At 70.3% G+C, this 18,087-nt stretch carries 18 protein-coding genes; 8 read left to right on the top strand and 10 right to left on the bottom strand.

Annotated features, from left to right (window positions below; translation table 11 throughout):
- Nucleotides 1-2: 2 nt before the first annotated feature.
- The 3 genes from AB0K28_RS06335 to AB0K28_RS06325 form a co-directional block, all read right to left on the bottom strand.
- Nucleotides 3-1,232, bottom strand: a complete 1,230-nt coding sequence (locus AB0K28_RS06335) for a DUF6745 domain-containing protein (RefSeq protein WP_364365794.1) — start codon at nucleotides 1,230-1,232, stop codon at nucleotides 3-5.
- Complete coding sequence (locus AB0K28_RS06330; RefSeq protein WP_364365791.1) at nucleotides 1,232-1,528, bottom strand: hypothetical protein; 297 nt, start codon at nucleotides 1,526-1,528, stop codon at nucleotides 1,232-1,234. Before AB0K28_RS06330 ends, AB0K28_RS06335 begins: the two co-directional genes overlap by 1 nt.
- 69 nt (nucleotides 1,529-1,597) lie before the next feature.
- Nucleotides 1,598-3,160: a hypothetical protein gene (locus AB0K28_RS06325; protein WP_364365789.1), complete on the bottom strand. Its 1,563-nt coding sequence runs from the start codon at nucleotides 3,158-3,160 to the stop codon at nucleotides 1,598-1,600.
- A gap of 83 nt (nucleotides 3,161-3,243) precedes the next feature.
- Between AB0K28_RS06325 and AB0K28_RS06320 the strand changes: the two genes are divergently transcribed.
- Complete coding sequence (locus tag AB0K28_RS06320; protein WP_364365786.1) at nucleotides 3,244-4,068, top strand: SDR family oxidoreductase; 825 nt, start codon at nucleotides 3,244-3,246, stop codon at nucleotides 4,066-4,068.
- Between the two features lie 5 nt (nucleotides 4,069-4,073).
- Here AB0K28_RS06320 and AB0K28_RS06315 read toward each other — a convergent pair whose 3' ends face one another.
- Nucleotides 4,074-4,448, bottom strand: a complete 375-nt coding sequence (locus AB0K28_RS06315; RefSeq protein WP_364365783.1) for a VOC family protein — start codon at nucleotides 4,446-4,448, stop codon at nucleotides 4,074-4,076.
- A 64-nt stretch (nucleotides 4,449-4,512) separates the two neighbouring features.
- Between AB0K28_RS06315 and AB0K28_RS06310 the strand changes: the two genes are divergently transcribed.
- Complete coding sequence (locus tag AB0K28_RS06310; protein WP_364365780.1) at nucleotides 4,513-4,941, top strand: MarR family winged helix-turn-helix transcriptional regulator; 429 nt, start codon at nucleotides 4,513-4,515, stop codon at nucleotides 4,939-4,941.
- A 25-nt stretch (nucleotides 4,942-4,966) separates the two neighbouring features.
- Here the strand turns inward: AB0K28_RS06310 and AB0K28_RS06305 are convergent, their stop codons facing one another.
- A complete protein-coding gene (locus tag AB0K28_RS06305; RefSeq protein WP_364365778.1) occupies nucleotides 4,967-6,106 on the bottom strand; it encodes an FAD-dependent oxidoreductase in 1,140 nt (379 codons plus the stop codon).
- A gap of 338 nt (nucleotides 6,107-6,444) precedes the next feature.
- On the opposite strand from AB0K28_RS06305, the gene AB0K28_RS06300 reads away from it, so the two are divergent.
- Genes AB0K28_RS06300 through AB0K28_RS06275 form a run of 6 tightly spaced genes read left to right on the top strand, consistent with a single transcriptional unit; the run spans nucleotide 6,445 to nucleotide 12,413 of the window.
- Nucleotides 6,445-7,509, top strand: a complete 1,065-nt coding sequence (locus tag AB0K28_RS06300) for an ABC transporter ATP-binding protein (protein ID WP_364365775.1) — start codon at nucleotides 6,445-6,447, stop codon at nucleotides 7,507-7,509.
- Nucleotides 7,502-8,596 (top strand): ABC transporter ATP-binding protein, encoded by a 1,095-nt coding sequence (locus tag AB0K28_RS06295; protein WP_364365772.1) that lies wholly within the window; start codon nucleotides 7,502-7,504, stop codon nucleotides 8,594-8,596. The genes AB0K28_RS06300 and AB0K28_RS06295 overlap by 8 nt, the downstream gene beginning before the upstream one ends.
- Nucleotides 8,593-9,507: a sugar ABC transporter permease gene (locus tag AB0K28_RS06290; protein WP_345397208.1), complete on the top strand. Its 915-nt coding sequence runs from the start codon at nucleotides 8,593-8,595 to the stop codon at nucleotides 9,505-9,507. The genes AB0K28_RS06295 and AB0K28_RS06290 overlap by 4 nt, the downstream gene beginning before the upstream one ends.
- Nucleotides 9,508-9,512: 5 nt before the next feature.
- Entirely contained in the window at nucleotides 9,513-10,334 is an 822-nt protein-coding gene (locus tag AB0K28_RS06285; protein WP_364365769.1) for a carbohydrate ABC transporter permease, read from the top strand.
- Entirely contained in the window at nucleotides 10,335-10,610 is a 276-nt protein-coding gene (locus tag AB0K28_RS06280) for a DUF2160 family membrane protein (RefSeq protein ID WP_345397202.1), read from the top strand. It abuts the gene before it with no gap.
- Nucleotides 10,611-10,628: 18 nt separating this feature from the next.
- Nucleotides 10,629-12,413 (top strand): ABC transporter substrate-binding protein, encoded by a 1,785-nt coding sequence (locus tag AB0K28_RS06275; RefSeq protein ID WP_364365766.1) that lies wholly within the window; start codon nucleotides 10,629-10,631, stop codon nucleotides 12,411-12,413.
- On the opposite strand, the gene AB0K28_RS06270 is transcribed toward AB0K28_RS06275, so the two are convergent.
- From AB0K28_RS06270 to AB0K28_RS06250, 5 genes are read right to left on the bottom strand one after another with little or no spacing between them, the layout of a single operon-like run.
- The gene (locus tag AB0K28_RS06270) at nucleotides 12,385-13,449 is read right to left on the bottom strand and encodes a hypothetical protein (protein ID WP_364365763.1); all 1,065 of its coding nucleotides are present in this window, start codon (nucleotides 13,447-13,449) and stop codon (nucleotides 12,385-12,387) included. The genes AB0K28_RS06275 and AB0K28_RS06270 overlap by 29 nt on opposite strands.
- A gap of 50 nt (nucleotides 13,450-13,499) precedes the next feature.
- Nucleotides 13,500-14,780: a Gfo/Idh/MocA family oxidoreductase gene (locus tag AB0K28_RS06265; protein WP_364365760.1), complete on the bottom strand. Its 1,281-nt coding sequence runs from the start codon at nucleotides 14,778-14,780 to the stop codon at nucleotides 13,500-13,502.
- An 8-nt stretch (nucleotides 14,781-14,788) separates the two neighbouring features.
- Entirely contained in the window at nucleotides 14,789-16,072 is a 1,284-nt protein-coding gene (locus tag AB0K28_RS06260; RefSeq protein WP_364365757.1) for an extracellular solute-binding protein, read from the bottom strand.
- A gap of 43 nt (nucleotides 16,073-16,115) precedes the next feature.
- The gene (locus tag AB0K28_RS06255) at nucleotides 16,116-16,982 is read right to left on the bottom strand and encodes a carbohydrate ABC transporter permease (protein ID WP_345397181.1); all 867 of its coding nucleotides are present in this window, start codon (nucleotides 16,980-16,982) and stop codon (nucleotides 16,116-16,118) included.
- The gene (locus AB0K28_RS06250) at nucleotides 16,966-17,928 is read right to left on the bottom strand and encodes a sugar ABC transporter permease (RefSeq protein WP_364365753.1); all 963 of its coding nucleotides are present in this window, start codon (nucleotides 17,926-17,928) and stop codon (nucleotides 16,966-16,968) included. The genes AB0K28_RS06255 and AB0K28_RS06250 overlap by 17 nt, the downstream gene beginning before the upstream one ends.
- Nucleotides 17,929-18,087 lie beyond the last annotated feature (159 nt).

Raw genomic sequence — 18,087 nt, 5'->3', positions numbered from 1 at the left:
GGTCAGGTCTCTCGTTCGGGGTGGTAGTCGTCCTCGGCGACGCCGAAGGTCCAGGCGACGCCCTGCCGGGCCCGCTCGGTCCACGGCGGGACGCGGAGGAAGTAGGTGCGGCGGGTGCCGTCGGGCTCGGGGGTGGAGTTGACCACCTCGACCATGGTCAGCGGCTCGTCGCCCGCCAGCTCGACCCGCCACAGCACGCCCGTCTCGTCGGAGTGGAGCGGCTCGGCGCCGGACTCGGCGAGGTAGCGTTCGGGGCCGAAGTGCTCCAGCATGGCGCGGCGCAGCTCGGCGTTGGGCTCGGCGCGGATGCGCTCGGGGGTGAGCGCGGTCATCGCGGCGCCGAAGCCGGCCGGCACGGGCATGCCGTGCCAGGCGTGCAGGGCGAACCCGTCGGCGAACGCCAGGGCCGGGCCCTCGGCGCGGTGCAGCCGTCCGAGGTCGTCGAGGTGCAGCTCCACGGGACGCTCGGTGACGACGGCCACCCGTTCGTACGGCCACCACCATCCCGCCTGCTCGGCCACCCGCTTCAGCCCGTCGAGCCCGTCGAGCCCGTCGTGCCCGTCGAAGGCCGACAACCAGGGCGCGTCGTGCTGCCCGAACACGGCGTCGAGCGTCACCTCACGCAACACCGCCCCAAGCTCCCGCCCGCCCTCGCCCTGGGCCGCGCCGTCCTGCTCGCCATGCCCGCTCAGCTCGCCGATCGCGCGGCGAATGTCGTTGATCAGGCGTTGGGCCTGGGGCCAGAGGCGGCCGCCCGTGTCGGCCCAGAGGGCTGCCCAGCCGGCCGGGCCACACTCGGCGTAGACCGCCGCTCTGGCACGCGCCCACGGCTGGGTGCGGAGGTCGTCGCGCACCGAACGTCCGGGGCCGTCGGGCAGCAGGGCGGGCAGGTCCGGGATCGGAAAGGCCCCCGCAGGACTCTCCGGCCCCAGCCCCGCCAAAGTGCCGGGTTGAGCACCGGCCCGGCTCGACGGCCCCAGCCCCGCCGCAGTGCCAAGTTGAGCACCGGCCCGGCTCGACGGCCCCAGCCCTGCCGCGGCGAGCGCCGCGCGAGCCTGCGGGTCGCCCGTCAGCCAGGCCGCCGTGACCGCGCCCGCCGCCGGGGACGGCAGCACCAGGATCAGCTCGGGCTCGGCCAGCCCTGCCTCCCTGTACGCCTGACGCACCGCCGCCTCGGCCCCGTCGCCCGGCCCGGTGGCGAGCGCGACCTGCTCCCATGTCAGCGTGGCCATCAGTCGGCCACCACCCGGTAGGAGCCGGGCACGTATTCGCGCTGCCTGACCACGCGGTACCAGCCCTTGGGCAGCGAGATCGCCGCGTGCTCCTCGTGCTCGAGCCGCCCGCCGTCGGGCAGGTGCAGAAACCCGTGGGACAGCGTGCCAGGACCGGGGATGGCGTGCGCGTGCCCGGTCGCCTCGCCGTAGGCCAGCACCAGCCGCCCGCGCGCGTCACGCGGCTCGGGACGCGTCTTGGCGGGCGCGGACGCCTCTGGCACGGGGACGAGCAGGATGTCGCCCTGTCGGTACATCGACCAACCTCCATCGTTCGGGGGGATGATCGAAAACTAGCGGGCCCCACCGACAAAACCCGGGACCCCTCAGGGCATCACGTAGGGGGTGGTGCTGGTGTGGCCGGCCGCGTTCGTGGCGGTGACCGGAGTCCAGGGGGACGTGGGCTCGTAGGGGGCCCAGGCCGTCTCCAGGCGGGAGCGGGCGTACCACTCCTGCCGCACCGACGTCTCACCGAAGGTCAGCGTGCCGCCCCGCAGGTTGTAGCCCTCCACCTGCACGCCTGGCCGCCCGTTCACGGCCTTCCGGTACGCCGCCACGATGATCGGCTGCTGCCACCCGGCCGCGATGTCGTCGGCCAGCGAGGGCGTGTCGTGGCGGGCCTGGCAGGTGAAGAACGGGTCCCAGCCGTACGAGATGATCTTGGCGGGGTGCCGCCCGGCGGCCATGACCTGCTGGTCGAGCCGGGCCTTCGTGGTACGCCCGCGCAGCGGCAGCGGGTCCACCCGGCCGCACTCCCCCGCGGCGGGCGTGGGCTCGAAGCCTTCCACGTTCACCCACAGCTCGACCCCCTCGGGCACCTCGCGGGCCGCCGCCTCCACGTAGGAGGCCGTGGACCCGTAATAGGCCTGCCCATTGCGCACCGCGCCGACGACGGGCACCAGCCGCGCGGCCACCGCGGCCTCGGCCTCGTGCGGGCCGTGCACCGGCACCTTGCCCGTGCCGCGCCCGTCCTGGACGGCGATCGCCATGGGCAGCCCGTGCCGGGTGCCCGCGATGTCCGCGATGCCCTCAGGCACCTGCGACGGCGGGAACCCGCGCCCGCGCCGCGCGTCGATGTACGGGCTGACGACGATCTTCTTGCCCGGCAGCGCATCGGCGACGACGGCGTGCTGGGCGGCGTACAGGGAGATGATCGGATCGCGGTCGGACCGGGCCCGCGCGGCCAGCTCGAACGACTGGTACACCCCGCCGAACGCGGCCCCGAACCGCGTCCGGTAGTCGGCGAGCACGCGCGCGGTGAACGCGTTGAGCGCGGCGGTGTGGGCGAGGTCGGGCTCCCACGGCTTGCCCGCGCGCTGCGGCGCGGCGGGCAGCCCGGGGAAGACGGTCATCCCGTACGCGGCCGCCTCCCGCATCAGGTTGCCGAGCCCGTCGCCGTCGGTGGCGACCAGCACCAGGTCGTGCGTGGGAGCGGCGCACGAGCCGGCCAGCGTCAGCCGGTAGAAGATCCGCCCGTCGCTCTCCACCCGCCGGTCGAGGCCGGGGCAGCGCAGCAGCCCTTCGCCGAACTCCTCGCTGGTGACGTACGTGTAGACGCGCCGCACCCCGGGCACCTCCGCGCACGGCCGCCCGTCCACCCGGCAGGCGGCGAAGTCGGGATCGGGCGGCCCGACCGCGAACCTGGGCCCGAACGTGATCAGCGTGTCGCCCCCGATGGCGTGGATCGCCTCGACCATCCGCCGCGTGACGCACGGGTCGGCGCGCGGCATCACCCAGTAGCCGGTCACCGCGTAGGGGGCGGACACCCGCAGGTCGCGCGGCGGGCACGCGTCGTCCTTCCGCACCGGTTCGTCGGGCACGACCAGGCCGGCCACGAAGGCGGCCGCCACCACCAGCCACAGGATCCGGTGCACCCACACCCCTTCCACGCACCCTCCAGACTACGCAGCACCCCCGCATGCGGGCGATCACCGGCGATCACGGAGAATGGCCGGCAAGGGGGTACACCACAGTGCGCATCGATCTCACAGGCAAAACCGCTCTCGTCACCGGTTCGACCCAGGGCATCGGGGCGGCCATCGCCACCGGGCTCGCGCGGGCCGGCGCCCGCGTGGGGATCAACGGCCGCGGCGAGGGCTCGGTGGCGGCGGCCATCGAACGGATGGACGACGAGCGCATCGACGCCGGGCGCGAAGCCGGCGAGCACCTGCGCTACGACCTGGTGGCCGCGCCGGGCGACGTCTCGACCGACGAGGGCTGCGAGCAGGTGCTGCGGATGCTGCCGCACGTCGACATCCTGGTCAACAACCTCGGCATCTTCGGCGCCAAGCCGCCGCTGGAGATCGAGGACGACGAGTGGCGGCGCTATTTCGAGGTGAACGTGCTGGCCGCGGTCCGGCTGACCCGGGCGTACCTGCCTGGCATGAGGGAGCGGGGCTGGGGCCGCATCCAGTACATCGCGAGCGACTCCGCCGTCGTCATCCCGGCCGAGATGATCCACTACGGCATGTCGAAGACGGCGCTGCTGGCCGTCTCCCGGGGCTTCGCCAAGGAGGCGGCGGGCAGCGGGGTCACGATCAACTCGGTGATCGCGGGGCCGACCCACACCGGCGGCGTCGAGGACTTCGTCTACCAGCTCGTGGACCGCGACCTGCCGTGGGAGGAGGCGCAGCGCGAGTTCATGCGGCTGCACCGGCCGCAGTCGCTGCTCCAGCGCCTGATCGAGCCCGAGGAGATCGCGAACCTGGTCGTCTATCTCAGCTCGCCCTTCGCCTCGGCCACGACGGGGGCGGCCGTGCGGGTGGACGGCGGCTACGTGGACTCGATCATTCCCTGACGGTCTCAGTACGACTGCAGCTCGATGAGGGTGCCTTCCGGGTCGCGCAGGTGCGCGGTGCGCAGGGTGGGGCCCCAAGCCGGGCGGTCCTGGGGCGGGGCGGCCACGGTGGCGCCGTGCCGCTCCAGGCAGCCGGCCGCCGTGTCCACGTCGTCCACCTTCATGACCAGCATGGCCCGGTCGCCGTCGCCGTCCGTGAGCACGTCCAGCCGGCTCCTGTCGAACAGGACCAGTCCGGCCTCTCCTGAGATGTCCCAGTTGGCGTAGCCGGGCAGGACCTTGACCGGCTCGACGCCGTGCAGGTCGCGCAGGACGGCCTGGTAGAAGGCGAGGCTCGTGTCGAAGTCGCGGACCAGGAGCCGGGGGTAGAGGGCGTCCATGGGGATCCTCCCGTCTGAATAGTTGGTGAGAACCAATGATTGGTAGAACCCTACACTTGGTCCCATGGACTTTCCTCCCACCCTCATGGCGGCCACGACGTTCGTGCTGCACAAGGTCGGGACGAGCAGCCGGCGGGCGCTGGCCGGGCGGCTGTCGGACGAGGCGGGGGTGAGCTTGTGGGAGTTCGCGGTCCTCGCGGCGCTCGCCGACTTCGGCGCCTCGGCGCAGCGCGAGGTGGGTGACCGGCTGGGGCTCGACCCGAGCGACATGGTGCGGCTGATGGACGGGCTGATCGCGGCGGGGCTGGCCGTACGTGACCGCGACCCCGCCGACCGCCGCCGCTACCGCCTCACCCTCACCCCTGCCGGCCGCGACGCCCTCACCCGGGCACGCGCTCTGGTGACGGAAGTGGAACGCGAGACCCTCGCCCCGCTGACGGACGCGGAACGCCGGCAGTTGCACGCCCTGGTCACCAAGGTCCTCACCCACTGACAGCGGCGGGGGTCAGCGGCGGGGGTCAGCGGCGGTCGAGGCCGGACAGTTGCCAGGCGAGGCGGCGGCGGACCGCCGGAAGGTGGCCGGCCAGGGCGAGGACGGCGTTGCGCAGGGGGCGGGCGGCGGCGCGGGCGGTGGCCAGCCGGGTAAGGCGGGAGGCCAGGGCGACCACCTCCTCCGCGACCGGGCGCCTGGCCGCCGCGTAGGCGTCGAGCAGTTCGTCCGGGGCGCCGTCCAGAACCTCTGAGAGCGCCTCGCCCACCTGGACGGCGTCCTCGATGCCCAGGTTCATGCCCTGCCCGCCGGCCGGTGAGTGCACGTGGGCCGCGTCGCCGGCGAGCAGGACGCGGCGGTCGCGGTAGGTGCCGGCGATGCGGTGGTGGACGCGGAAGCGGGAGCCCCAGACGATCTCCTCGACGACGGCGGGCTCGGACTCCGGCCCGCGCGTGTCGAGCAGCCGCTGCACGAACGCGACGTCGGGCTCGCGCGGCGCCTCGTCCACGGTGGCGACGATCCGGTACATGCCGTCGGGCAGCGGCGCGACGACCACCAGGCCGTCGGGCGAGAAGTACAGGATGACCTCGCCCTTGGGCACCCCGCCGTGCAGCCGCACGTCGGCGAGGACGAACGACTCGGCGTACGTGCCGCCGGCGAAGCCGATCCCGGCCTGCTCGCGGGCGGTGCTGTGCATCCCGTCGGCCCCGACCAGGTAGGAAGCGCGCAGCGTGCGCCCGTCATCGAGGGTGGCGGTGACGCCGGAGTCGTCCTGGGCGACGGCGGTGACGCGGGCCGGCCGCAGCACCCGCCCGCCCAGCTCCTCGAACCGGGCCAGCAGGTACGCCTCGGTGTCGGCCTGGGAGATCATCAGCGTGTACGGATACCGCGTCGGCAGCCCCTCGAACGGCACCGGCACCAGCACCCGGTCCCGGTCGCGGACGGTGAAGCGCGGCGTGGGCACCCCCCGCGTGACCAGGTCGCCGGTCACCCCGTACGGCTCCAGCAGCTCCAGCGTGCGCGAGTGCACGACGGCGGCGCGCGAGGTGTTCGCACCCTCGGCCTGCCCGTCCACGATGACGACGCGGTGCCCGCGCTGGGTGAGGACCAGAGCGGCGGTGAGCCCGACGGGGCCGGCGCCGACGACGATCACGTCCGTGGCATTCATGTCTCCTCCTCGGAACGTTGCCAACACTTGTTGGCCAACACCTGTTGACACTACGCCGCCACTCCGGGGTGGTCAACACCTGTAGGCCAACACATGTTGGCAACGGCGAAGGCCGATCCTCCGCGCCCCTATGACCACATGTCCCGAGATTTCCTCCGCCGCCGACAATGACCAGCGCAGAAGTCGCCACCGCGATAGAACTTCCCGTTCACCATTTCCGGGAGCTTGACAATGAACAGAAAACCCGAGTAACAGCAGCCTCACAAACCACGACAACAACCTTTGCAGGCCCATTCAGATCATGTTAGAAGGGAGGGAAGCAGAGAGGACCGGGCACCGTGACGGTGATTCTCGACGGCGTCTCCGTGCGTTCGCACGGCGAGGTCTGGCTGGCCGACGTCAACCTCGAATTATCCCCTGGAATGACCACCCTGATCGGCCCGATGACGGCGGGAAAGACGACGTTGATGCGGGTCGCAGCCGGTTTGCTGACCCCCGACGCGGGCCGCGTGCTGGTCAACGGTAAAGACCTCACACGAATGTCGGTGCGCAAACGTTCGGTGGCCTTCGTCTACCAGCAATTCATCAATTATCCGTCGCTCACCGTCTACGAGAACATCGCCTCACCGCTCCGCCTCGACCCCCGTTTCCGGCGCGACGGCGTGGACCGCCGGGTGCGCGAGGTGGCCGAGCTCATGGGCATCGAGAACCTGCTGCGGCGCAGGCCCGCCGAGCTGTCGGGCGGCCAGCAGCAGCGCACCGCCATCGCCCGCGCCCTGGCCCGCCCCGTCGACCTGCTGCTGCTCGACGAGCCGCTGGCCAACTTGGACTTCAAGCTGCGCGAGCAGTTGCGCGCCGACCTGAAGAGCATGTTCGCCGGCTCGCCCGGCGTCGTGCTCTACGCCACCGCCGACCCGGCCGAGGCGCTGACGTTCGCCGCGCCGACCGTGGTGCTCGGCGAGGGCAGGGTGCGGCACGTCGGCGACGTCGCCGACATGTACGCCCGCCCGCCCACGCTGGCCGTGGCCGCCACGCTCAGCGACCCGCCGCTCAACGTGCTGCCAGGCGTCGTCAGGGACGGCCGCGTCGAGGTGCTCGGCACCGGCGGCGAGCAGGAGGTCGTGCTCGGCGTACGCCCCCACCAGGTGACGATCGGCCGGGGCCGGCCCGGCGCGCTGGAACTGCCCGCCGAGATCAGGCTCGCCGAGGTGACGGGCAGCGCGACGTTCCTGCACCTGCTCCTCCAGGGCGGCCGCCACCTGGTCGCCCACCTGCCGGGCACCCAGCGGTTCACGCCCGGCGAGACCACGCGCGCCTACATCGATCCGGCCCACGTCCTCGTCTTCGACAAGGACGGCCGGCTGGCCGGCACGAGCACGGCGGAGGTGGGCCGGCATGGCTGACATCCGGCTCGACGGCGTGGGCCACAGCTATGACGGCGGGAAGACCTGGGCGCTGAAGCCGATGACCTGGACGTGGCGCGACGCGCGGGCGTACGCGCTGCTCGGCCCGAGCGGCTGCGGCAAGACGACGCTGCTGAACATCATCTCCGGCCTCATCACCCCCACGGTGGGCCGCGTCTACTTCGACGAGCGCGACGTCACGGGCGTGCCGACGGCTGGCCGCGACATCGCGCAGGTCTTCCAGTTCCCCGTCCTGTACGAGGAGATGTCGGTCTACGACAACCTGGCCTTCCCGCTGCGCAACCGCAAGGTGCCGAAGCAGGAGGTGGACCGGCGGGTCCGGCAGGTCTCGCAGCTGCTCGGCCTCGACCAGGTGCTGGGCCGCAGGTCGCGCCGGCTCGACCCGGGCCGGCAGCAGATCGTCAGCCTGGGCAGGGGCCTCGTCCGCGCCCAGGTGGCCGCGGTGCTGCTGGACGAGCCGCTGACGGTGGTGGACCCGGCGCTGAAGTGGACGCTGCGCAGCAAGCTGAAGGAGATCCACCGCGACACCGGCCACACGCTCATCTACGTCACCCACGACCAGACCGAGGCGCTGACGTTCGCCGACGAGGTGGTGGTGGTCAACGACGGCGAGATCGTGCAGGCCGGGGAGCCGGCGGAGCTGTTCCTGTCGCCGGCGCACGAGTTCGTCGGGCACTTCATCGGCTCGCCTGGCATGAACGTCGTGCCGGCCGAGATCGCCGGCGGCGTGGTCCGCGTGAACGGCGGCGACGTGGGCGCGGCCGACGACGGCCTGCCGCCCGGGCCGGTGCGGATCGGGGTGCGGCCGGAGTTCGTGGAGATCGGCGGGCCTGAGACGTCGCCGGGCGTGCCGGCCAGGGTGACCGGGGTGGACAGGATGGGCGCGTACGACCTCGTCCACACGGTGGCCGGTGAGCACCGCGTGATCGTCAAGACCGAGGCAGGCGCGCCCTACCGGCCGGACGACGGCGTCCACCTGCATTTTCCCGCCGAACGCACGTTCCTGTTCAGGGACCAGGTCAGGTGCGGCTCGCTCGCACCCCTGCATGAGAGGGGCCTGGCGTGAGCGAACAGGCGGCGGTCGCGACGGAGGTGGCGGACGAGCCGCGCGTCACCCCCAAGCGCCGCGACAACCGGGCCTGGTGGCTGGTGCTGCCGGTGGTGGTGTCGGTGGCGTTCACGGCGGTGATCCCGCTGATGACCGTGGTCAACTTCTCCGTGCAGGACGTCTTCGGCCCGCACGACCGGGTGTTCGTCGGCCTGGAGTGGTTCCGGTCGATCGCGCGTGACCCGGAGGTGCGCGGGGCGCTGCTGCGCACGCTGCTGTTCTCCGCGCAGGTGCTGCTGCTGGAGATCCCGCTCGGCGTGGCGCTGGCCGTGGTGATGCCGCGCAGGGGCGTCGGCGTGTCGGTGGCGCTGGTGCTGGTCGCGCTGCCGCTGCTCATCCCGTGGAACGTGGTGGGCACGATCTGGCAGATCTTCGCCCGCGGCGACATCGGGCTGGGCGGCTGGGCGGTCAACAACGTGCTCGGCGTCAACTTCAACTACACGCTCGACTCGACCGACGCCTGGATCACGGTGCTGGTCATGGACGTGTGGCACTGGACGCCGCTGGTGGCGCTGCTGGCGTACGCGGGGCTGCGCTCGATCCCCGAGCCGTACTTCCAGGCCGCGCAGATCGACGCGGCCTCGGCGTGGGCCACGTTCCGGCACATCCAGCTCCCCCGGCTGCGCGGGGTGCTGACGATCGCGATCCTGCTCAGGTTCATGGACAGCTTCATGATCTACACCGAGCCGTTCGTGGTGACCGGCGGCGGCCCGGGCAACGCGACGTCGTTCCTCAGCATCCTGCTGTCGAAGATCGCGGTCGGCCAGTTCGACCTGGGCCCCGCGGGCGCGTTCTCGCTGCTCTATTTCCTCATCGTGCAGGTCTTCTGTTACGTCTTCTTCACCGTGCTCACCAGGTCGGGGAGGTGAGGCGAATGGCGCGGACCACCGGCCGGCGGCTCCCCTGGGCGCGCACGGTCTTCTGGTTGTACGTGGCCACGCTCATGCTGCCGCTGCTGTGGATGTTCGGCATGTCGATCAGGCCCAACGAGGACATCCTCGGCAGTTTCTCGCTCATTCCGCAGCGGGTGACGCTCGACAATTACGCCGCCTTCTTCGGCGACCCGGCGTGGTATTCGAGCTACCTCAACTCGATCATCTACACCTCGCTGAACGCGGTGCTGTCGCTGCTGGTGGCGCTGCCCGCGGCGTACGCGTTCTCGCGGTTCCGCTTCGCCGGCGACAAGCATCTGTTCTTCTGGCTGCTGACCAACCGCATGGCGCCGCCGGCGGTTTTCCTGCTGCCGTTCTTCCAGATCTACCAGAGCGTCGGCCTGTTCGACACGCATCTCGGCGTGGCCATCGCGCACATGCTGTTCAACGTCCCGCTGGCGGTGTGGATCCTGGAGGGATTCATGTCCGGAATTCCACGGGAAATAGACGAGACCGCGGCCGTCGACGGTTATTCGCTGCCGCGTTTCTTCATCAGGATCTTCCTGCCGATGATCCGCTCGGCGATCGGCGTCACGCTGTTCTTCTGCTTCATGTTCAGCTGGGTCGAGCTGCTGATCGCGCGGACGATCACCTCGGTCGACGCCAAGCCCATCGCGGCGACGATGACCCGCACGGTGAGCGCGGCCGGCGTGGACTGGGCGCTGCTGGCCGCGGCCGGGGTGCTCACCATCGTGCCGGGCGCGGTCGTCATCTGGTTCGTGCGCAACTACATCGCCAAGGGCTTCGCGCTGGGGAGGGTCTAGATGCTCGAGTGGATGGTCTGGACCGTCCCGACCGCCCTGGTGTTCGCCGGGCTGGCCCTGCTGCTGGTCGTCATGGCGGTGTGGGCGCGCATCTCGCCGCCCGTCGCGAGGCGGGGGTTTCTGCGCATCGAGACCGATCGCGGTGACCGGCTCTACATCGGCCTGATCAGCGCCGCCGTCGTGCTGGCCGGCTGGATCGCGATCACCGACCTGTCCATGTGGCTCGCGCTCGGCTGCGCGGTGCTGGTGGCGGTCGTGATCGGCATATGGGGATGACAGAGAAGGAGCCGAACGATGAGGCATCGGGCAGGCAGGTCGGCGATCGCAGGTCTCACCGCGATGGTGGTGATGGCGGCCGGCTGCACGCAGGGCGCCGAGCGGCCGGCCTCCGACTACACGGAGGCCGGCGGTGAGGCGGCGGCCGAGCGGTGGGTGTCGCAGGAGTTCACCCCCAGCACGCTGAGCAAGGAGCAGCAGCTCGCGGAGATGGACTGGTTCATCAAGGCCGCGGCGCCGTACCGGGGGATGCAGATCAACGTGGTCTCCGAGACGATCACCACCCACGAGTACGAGTCGCGCCGGCTCGCGAAGGCGTTCACCGAGATCACCGGCATCCGCATCAAGCACGACCTGATCCAGGAAGGCGACGTCGTCGAGAAGCTGCAGACCCAGATCCAGGGTGAGCAGAACATCTACGACGCCTACGTCAACGACTCCGACCTGATCGGCACCCACTCGCGCGGCGACTACGTGGTGCCGCTGTCGGACTACATGGCCGGCGAGGGCAGGACCGTCACCTCCCCCACGCTCGACCTCGACGACTTCATCGGCATCAGCTTCACGACCGGCCCGGACAAGAAGATCTACCAGCTGCCCGACCAGCAGTTCGCCAACCTCTACTGGTTCCGCTACGACTGGTTCACCGACCCGGCGATCAAGAAGCAGTTCAAGGACGCCTACGGCTACGACCTGGGCGTCCCGGTCAACTGGGCGGCCTACGAGGACATCGCCGAGTTCTTCACCACCAAGGTCAACGGCAACGGCACGATCGACGGCCAGAAGGTCTACGGCCACATGGACTACGGCCGCAAGGACCCGTCGCTGGGCTGGCGCTTCACCGACGCGTGGCTGTCGATGGCGGGCAACGGCGACCCCGGCATCCCCAACGGCCTGCCGGTGGACGACTGGGGCATCCGGGTGGAGAACTGCCGCCCGGTCGGTTCCTCGGTCACCCGGGGCGGCGACACCAACGGCCCGGCCGCCGTCTACGCGCTCACCAAATACGTGGACTGGCTGAAGAAGTACGCGCCGCGCGAGGCGGCCGGCATGAACTTCAGCGAGGCGGGCCCGGTGCCGGCCCAGGGCAACGTCGCCCAGCAGATCTTCTGGTACACCTCGTTCACCGCCGACATGACCAAGCCGGGCCTGCCGGTGGTCAACGAGGACGGCACGCCGAAGTGGCGCATCGCGCCGAGCCCGCACGGGGCGTACTGGAAGGACGGCCACAAGCTGGGCTACCAGGACGCCGGCTCCTGGACGCTGCTCAAGAGCACCCCGCAGGACCGCCGCGCCGCGGCCTGGCTGTACGCGCAGTTCGTCACCTCGAAGACGGTGTCGCTGAAGAAGTCGATCGTCGGGCTGACCTTCATCCGCGAGTCGGACATCAAGAGCGACTACTTCGCCGACAACGCCGACAAGTACGGCGGCCTGATCGAGTTCTACGGCTCACCGGCCCGCGTGCAGTGGACGCCGACCGGCACGAACGTGCCCGACTACCCGAAGCTGGCGCAGCTGTGGTGGCAGAACGTGGCGACGGCGGTGACCGGCGAGACCACACCGCAGCAGTCGATGGACAACCTGGCCAAGCAGCAGGACGACATCATGGCCCGGCTGGAGCGGCTCTCGCGCGAGCGGGAGGGATACGGCGGCCAGTGCGCGCCCAAGCTGAACCCGGAGCAGCCGGCCCAGTACTGGTTCGACCAGCCCGGCGCGCCCGCGCCGAAGCTGGCCGACGAGCGGGGCAAGCCGGAGACCGTGGACTACGACAAGCTCATCGCGACGTGGAAGCAGGGGAACTAGCGAGGTTGGCGGCCAGCCAGTCGAAGGCCCGCTCCTGCATGGGCACGTCGAAGCTGTGCGGCACGTCGGCGAAGACGGCCTCGTACGCGCCGGGCGCGTCGCGGTAGCGCTCGGCGATGACGGCGTGCGCCCGCCTGATGCCCTGCTCGGGGAAGAGGCGGTCGCGCATGGCGTACTGGACCATGAGCGGCGCGGGCGCGCGGGCGGCCACCAGGTCGGGGTAGTCGCCGAGGCGCGGCAGTCCGGGCGGCCACAACATCCAGGTGTGCTTCTCGACGTGCCCGCCGAGCATGTCGCGGAAGGAGGAGGCCATCGCGGCGACCACGACCGCGCGCATCTCCGGGTCGAACGCGCCGAGCAGCGCGGCCCGCAGCCCGCCGCCCGACAGGCCGGCGCAGCCGACCTCGGTCACGTCGGGGCGCGAGCGCAGGTAGGCGGCCGCCGCGAGGTCCTCGCCCGCGACGACGCCGGTGAACGAGGTGCCGAGCGCGGCGCAGCGCTTGGCCACGACGTGCTCGTGGTCGCGGGCGGCCAGGTCGTAGCGGTCGGCCTCGCTCAGCCCGGCCGCCTCGGGCAGCTCCAGGGGGAAGCGGCGGCTGCCCCACACGAACACGTCGTGGGCCAGCACCGCGAAGCCGCGCCTGGCCAGCTCGTCGGCGAAGGCCCGGCCGCCGTAGAGCTCGTCGCGCAGGCGGCGGACCTCGGGGGCCGGTTCTTCGGGGCCGTCGGCGATCTTGTCCTTGCCCGCCCACTTCATGCCGGCGTGGCAGTGCAGCGCCACCACCCCCGGCAGCGGGCCTTCGGCCTTCGCAGGGCGCAGCAGGTACGCCCGCGTGCGCGGGCCGAAGCCCAACGACCAGGACAGCTCCTCGCCGTACAGGTCGCCCGAGTTCCAGGTGCGCTCGACGCGGACGTCGTCCGCCGTGAGGTCGAGCACGCCGATGGCGTCGCGGGCCGCCGCGCGCAGCTCGGGCCCCGGCAGCGCCGGGTAGAGCCCGCGCTGCGCGGCGGCGATGGGGGCCAGCTCAGAGAACACGAGGTGCCTCGCCGATGCGGGCCGGCCCAGCGAAATCCCTGCGGGCCGGCTCAGAGAACACGGGTGCCCTCGTCCCCGAGCAGGACCGGGGCGCCGGTCCTGGCGGAGACGTTGGCGGCGTGGCCGGTCAGCACGCTGCGGATGCCGTCGCGGTAGCCGGCCTGCCGGGCCAGTGGGTCGTCGCCCGGACCGCGGAAGACGTCGTTCAGCAGCAGGCGGTCGCCGCCGCCGTGGCCGCCCGCGCCGTTCTCGATCGGGATCTCCTCCGGCGGCCCCCAGTGCGGGCGCAGCAGCAGCCGCTCGGACGAGCCGGTGGCGTGCTCCTTGGAGGCGGCGCTCGGGTCGATGGCGGCGTGCACGGGCGTCCACTCCCGCTCCACCACGTCCAGCTCCAGCCGGCCCGCCGTGCCGTTGAAGGCCACCCGGTAGCCCTCCCACGGCGCGTGGGCGTGCAGCGAGTACGTCATGACGGCCCGGTTGGTGTAGCGGACCATGACCGACATGTTGTCGTCGATCGTGATGCCCTCGCCGAAGACGTCCTGGTCGCGCAGGTAGCCGTCCTCGTGCTCGGCGTCGAGGTAGAGCCGCTTGAGCCGCTCGTCGGCGGAGATGTCGAGCAGGAACGGGTCGCTGCCCAGCCCCGGCGCCCCGTGGGCGCGCTCGGGCCGCTCGCCGAGCCCGCGCTTCCCGGCGTTCTCGGCGCCGTAGAAGCGCAGCCCGGTCTGCGCGAAGACCATCTCGGGCGCCGCGCCCAGCCACCAGTTGACCAGGTCGAAGTGGTGGGTGGACTTGTGCACCAGCAGGCCGCCCGAGTTGACCCTGTCGCGGTGCCAGCGGCGGAAGTAGTCGGCGCCGTGGATGGTGTCCAGCGTCCACTCGAAGTGCACCGACGTGACCTCGCCGATCGCGCCCCGCTGCAGCAGGCGGCGCACCGCGGAGTTGCGCGGCGAGTAGCGGTAGTTGAAGGTCACGATCAGCTTGCCGCTGCTGCGCTCGGCGGCCGCGGCGATGGCCGCGCAGCCGTCGGCGTCGATGGTGAGCGGCTTCTCCACGATGACGTCACGTCCCGCGTCGAGCGCCGCGCACACGTACGTCGCGTGCGCGGCGTCGACGGTGGTGACGATGACCGCGTCGGCGAGCTCTAGCACCTTGCCGAACTCATCGGGGGCGAAGCACGGCACCTGCTGACCGATCCGCTCGACGTAGTAGTCCATGCGGGTCCGGTTGGTGTCGCACAGGGCGACGATGGTGCCGGCGTCGCGCCACTCCCCGAGCAGCGCGTCGACGTACATCTGCGCGCGGTGCCCGAGCCCGACGAACGCGTACTTCATGACTCTCCTTAGCCGGCGATGGAGGCGTTGGCCTCCGTGATGAACTTCTGCGCGGCGTCATCGGGGGTCATGCGGCCGAACATGACCTCCTCCGAGTAGCGCGTCAGGATGTCCTCCATGGCGCTCGCGCCCTTCGGCGGAGCGGCGGGCGGGTCGGTCAGCTCGCCCTTGGCCTCGTCGAGGAAGGCCAGCGTCTTCTTGTCGGCGTCGGGCAGCTTGTCCTTGACCGCCGCCAGCACCTTCGAGCTGGCCGGCAGGCCGCGGTCGCTGAGGATGATCGCGCCGGCCTCGGGGTCGTTGACCATGAAGTCGATGAACTTGGCGGCCTCGGCGGCGTGCTCGGACTTGGAGGAGGCGGCGTAGAACATGGCGGGCTGCAGGAACATGCCGCCGGTCGTCGCGCCCTCCATCTTCGGCATCCGCAGCAGCTCCAGCTCCTGGCCGGACGCCTTCGCCGCCGCGCCGAGCTGGTTGCTCCACCACATGCCCATCGCGCCGGTGTTGGTGCCGAGCAGCGACTGGTCGATGCTGGTGGCGCCGATCTCGGAGCTCTTGGCCGCCTCGGGCGCGCCCTTCGTGGAGATCAGGTCCTGCATGATCTTCCACCAGTCCTTGATGGTCTGGGGCGACAGACCGAGCTTGTTGCCCTGGTAGAAGGGCTCACCCTTCTGCGCGGCGTAGATCTGCAGGTACGCGGGGTTCCAACTCAGCTGCGTACCGGTGATCTTGCCGCCGCTGCCCGAGGTGATCTTGGCGGACAGGTCGACGTAGTCCTGCCAGGTCCAGTTGGTGTCGTCGGGCATCTCGGCCTTGGCCTCCTTGACCAGGCCGGGGTTGACCAGGAGGGAGAAGGCGTTCACCCCGGTGGGGATGGCGAACTGCTTGCCGTCGATCGCGCCGGTGGCCAGCACCTTGCCGTCGATGTCGGCGGTGTTGACCTTGCTGGCGAGGTCGGCGAGCGTGCCGCGGTCGGCGTACTCGCGCAGGCCGCGGATCTCCAGGCTGATGACGTCGGGGGCGTCGCTGCCGGCGACCTTGGTGGACAGCGTCTCGTAGTAGGAGGCCCAGTCGGAGAACTCGCCCTCGACGTCAATGTTCGGGTTCTTGGCCTCGAACTTCTTGATCGCCTCTTCGGTCATCTTCTGCCGCGCGTCACTGCCCCAGTAGGAGAAGCGCAGCTTGACCTTGCCATCGGCGGCCTCGTCGCCGCTTCCGCTGCCGCAGGCCGCGGTGACCGCCAGCACAGCTGTGGCGAGCAGCGCCGCCGACCACATCTTCTTGCCAGAGCTCACGGCTCTACCTCCTATGGGTGTTCGCTGTCGGGGGGTGGAGGAACTACTTCAGTCCCGTGGTGGCGACACCACGGATCAGGTATTTCTGGCCTGCCAGGAAGAACCCGAAGATAGGACCGAGGGCGATGATCGACATGGCGAACATCGGGCCCCACGACGAGTCGCTACTGGCGTCCAGGAACGTGCGCAACGCTACCGGTACGGTGAAGTTGTCGGGGTTGTTGAGATACAAGAGTTGACTGAGGAAATCGTTCCATGTCCAGATGAAGGTGAAGATCGCCGTCGTGGCCAGCGCGGGCATGCAGAGCGGCATGACGACCCTGATGAAGATGCGCCAATAGCCGGCTCCGTCGATCTCCGCCGCCTCGTCCAGCTCCCTCGGCAGCGTGCGGATGAACTGCACCATCAGGAAGATGAAGAACGCGTCGGTGGCCAGCACCTTCGGCATGATCAGCGGCCAGATCGTGTTGATCATGTCGAGCTTCGAGAACATGATGTACTGCGGCACGATCGTCACGTGCGCCGGCAGCATGATCGTGCCCAGCATGAGCGCGAACCAGAGCTTCTTCAGCGGGAAGTTCAGCCGGGCGAAGGCGTAGGCGGCCAGCGAGCAGGCCACGAGGTTCGCCACCACCGACAGCACGGTGACCACCGCGGAGTTCCACAGGTAATAGCCGAAGGGGTGCTTGAGCGCGTACCAGCCCTCGGTGTAGTTCTCCAGCGTGACCGTGCTCGGCCACAGGCCGGGCTCCCGGAAGATCAGCTCCTCCGGCTTGAGCGAGCTGGAGATCATCCAGAACAGCGGATAGAGCATGATCAGGCCGAAGCCGATCAGCAGGATGTGCTTGACGACCGGCCCGCCGCGGAAGGGGCGGAACAGGACCGGGGTCGGCCTACTTGGTGTCGCCATAGAAGACCCAATACTTGGAAGCGAGGAAGTTCACCCCGGTCAGCCCGGCGATGATCAGCAGCAGGACCCAGGCCATCGCGGCGGCGTAGCCCATGTCGTAGTTCTTGAAGCCGTTGAGGTAGAGGTAGAGCGTGTAGAACAGGGTGGAGTCGGCGGGGCCGCCCCTGCCGCCGCTGACGATGAACGCCTGCGTGAACGACTGGAACGACTTGATGAGCTCCAGCACCAGGTTGAAGAAGATGATGGGCGTCAGCAGCGGCACCGTGATCGACCTGAACTGGCGCAGCGGCCCGGCGCCGTCCACGGCGGCGGCCTCGTAGTAGCTGCTCGGGATCTGCCGCAGACCGGCCAGGAAGATGATCATCGGGGCGCCGAAGGTCCACACGTGCAGGAGGATCAGCGTCGACAGCGCCGTGTCCGGGTCTCCCACCCAGCCGGGGCCCTCGATGCCGAAGATCGCGAGCACCGCGTTCACCAGGCCGTCGGCGCCGAACACCTTGCGCCACAGGATCGCGATCGCGACGCTGCCGCCGAGCAGCGAGGGCAGGTAGAAGATCGAGCGGTAGATCGACAGGCCGCGCAGGCCGCGGTCGAGCACGAGGGCCAGCGCGAGGGCGAAGGCCAGTTGCAGCGGGACCGAGACGACCACGTAGATGGTGGTCACCTTCAGTGAGTTCAGGAACCTCGGGTCCTGCGTGAACATCTTGGCGTAGTTGTCGAACCCGACCCACTTGGCCTCTTCGAGGAGGTTGTAGTCGGTGAACGACAGATACAGGGAGGCGAGGATCGGGCCGACCGTGATGACGAGCAGGCCGGCGAACCAGGGGGCCAGGAAGAGGTAGGCGGCCCGTGCCTCCCGACGGGACCGTTTCGTGGAGCGGTGTCCACCGCGAGGGGCATCAGGCGCCGCCCGCCGGGGTTTCACCGCCACCGAAACTTCAGTCATCACGGACCTTCCGGCGAGTAGTGAACGGATAGCGCTTTCCTATAGCTGGCAGGAAAGTTACGTCAACCCTTTGCAGGCGTTACATAGCCGTTACCGATATATCTTTTCGGCGTTTCTGCAGGTAGCACGCTTGTCCATCGCAGAAGTCTGACGAATTTC

This window comes from Nonomuraea sp. NPDC049504, assembly GCF_040676845.1.
Taxonomy (GTDB): domain Bacteria; phylum Actinomycetota; class Actinomycetes; order Streptosporangiales; family Streptosporangiaceae; genus Nonomuraea; species Nonomuraea salmonea.
Note: the sequence above shows the minus strand (reverse complement) of the source record. Positions and strands in the feature narration are given on the sequence as shown.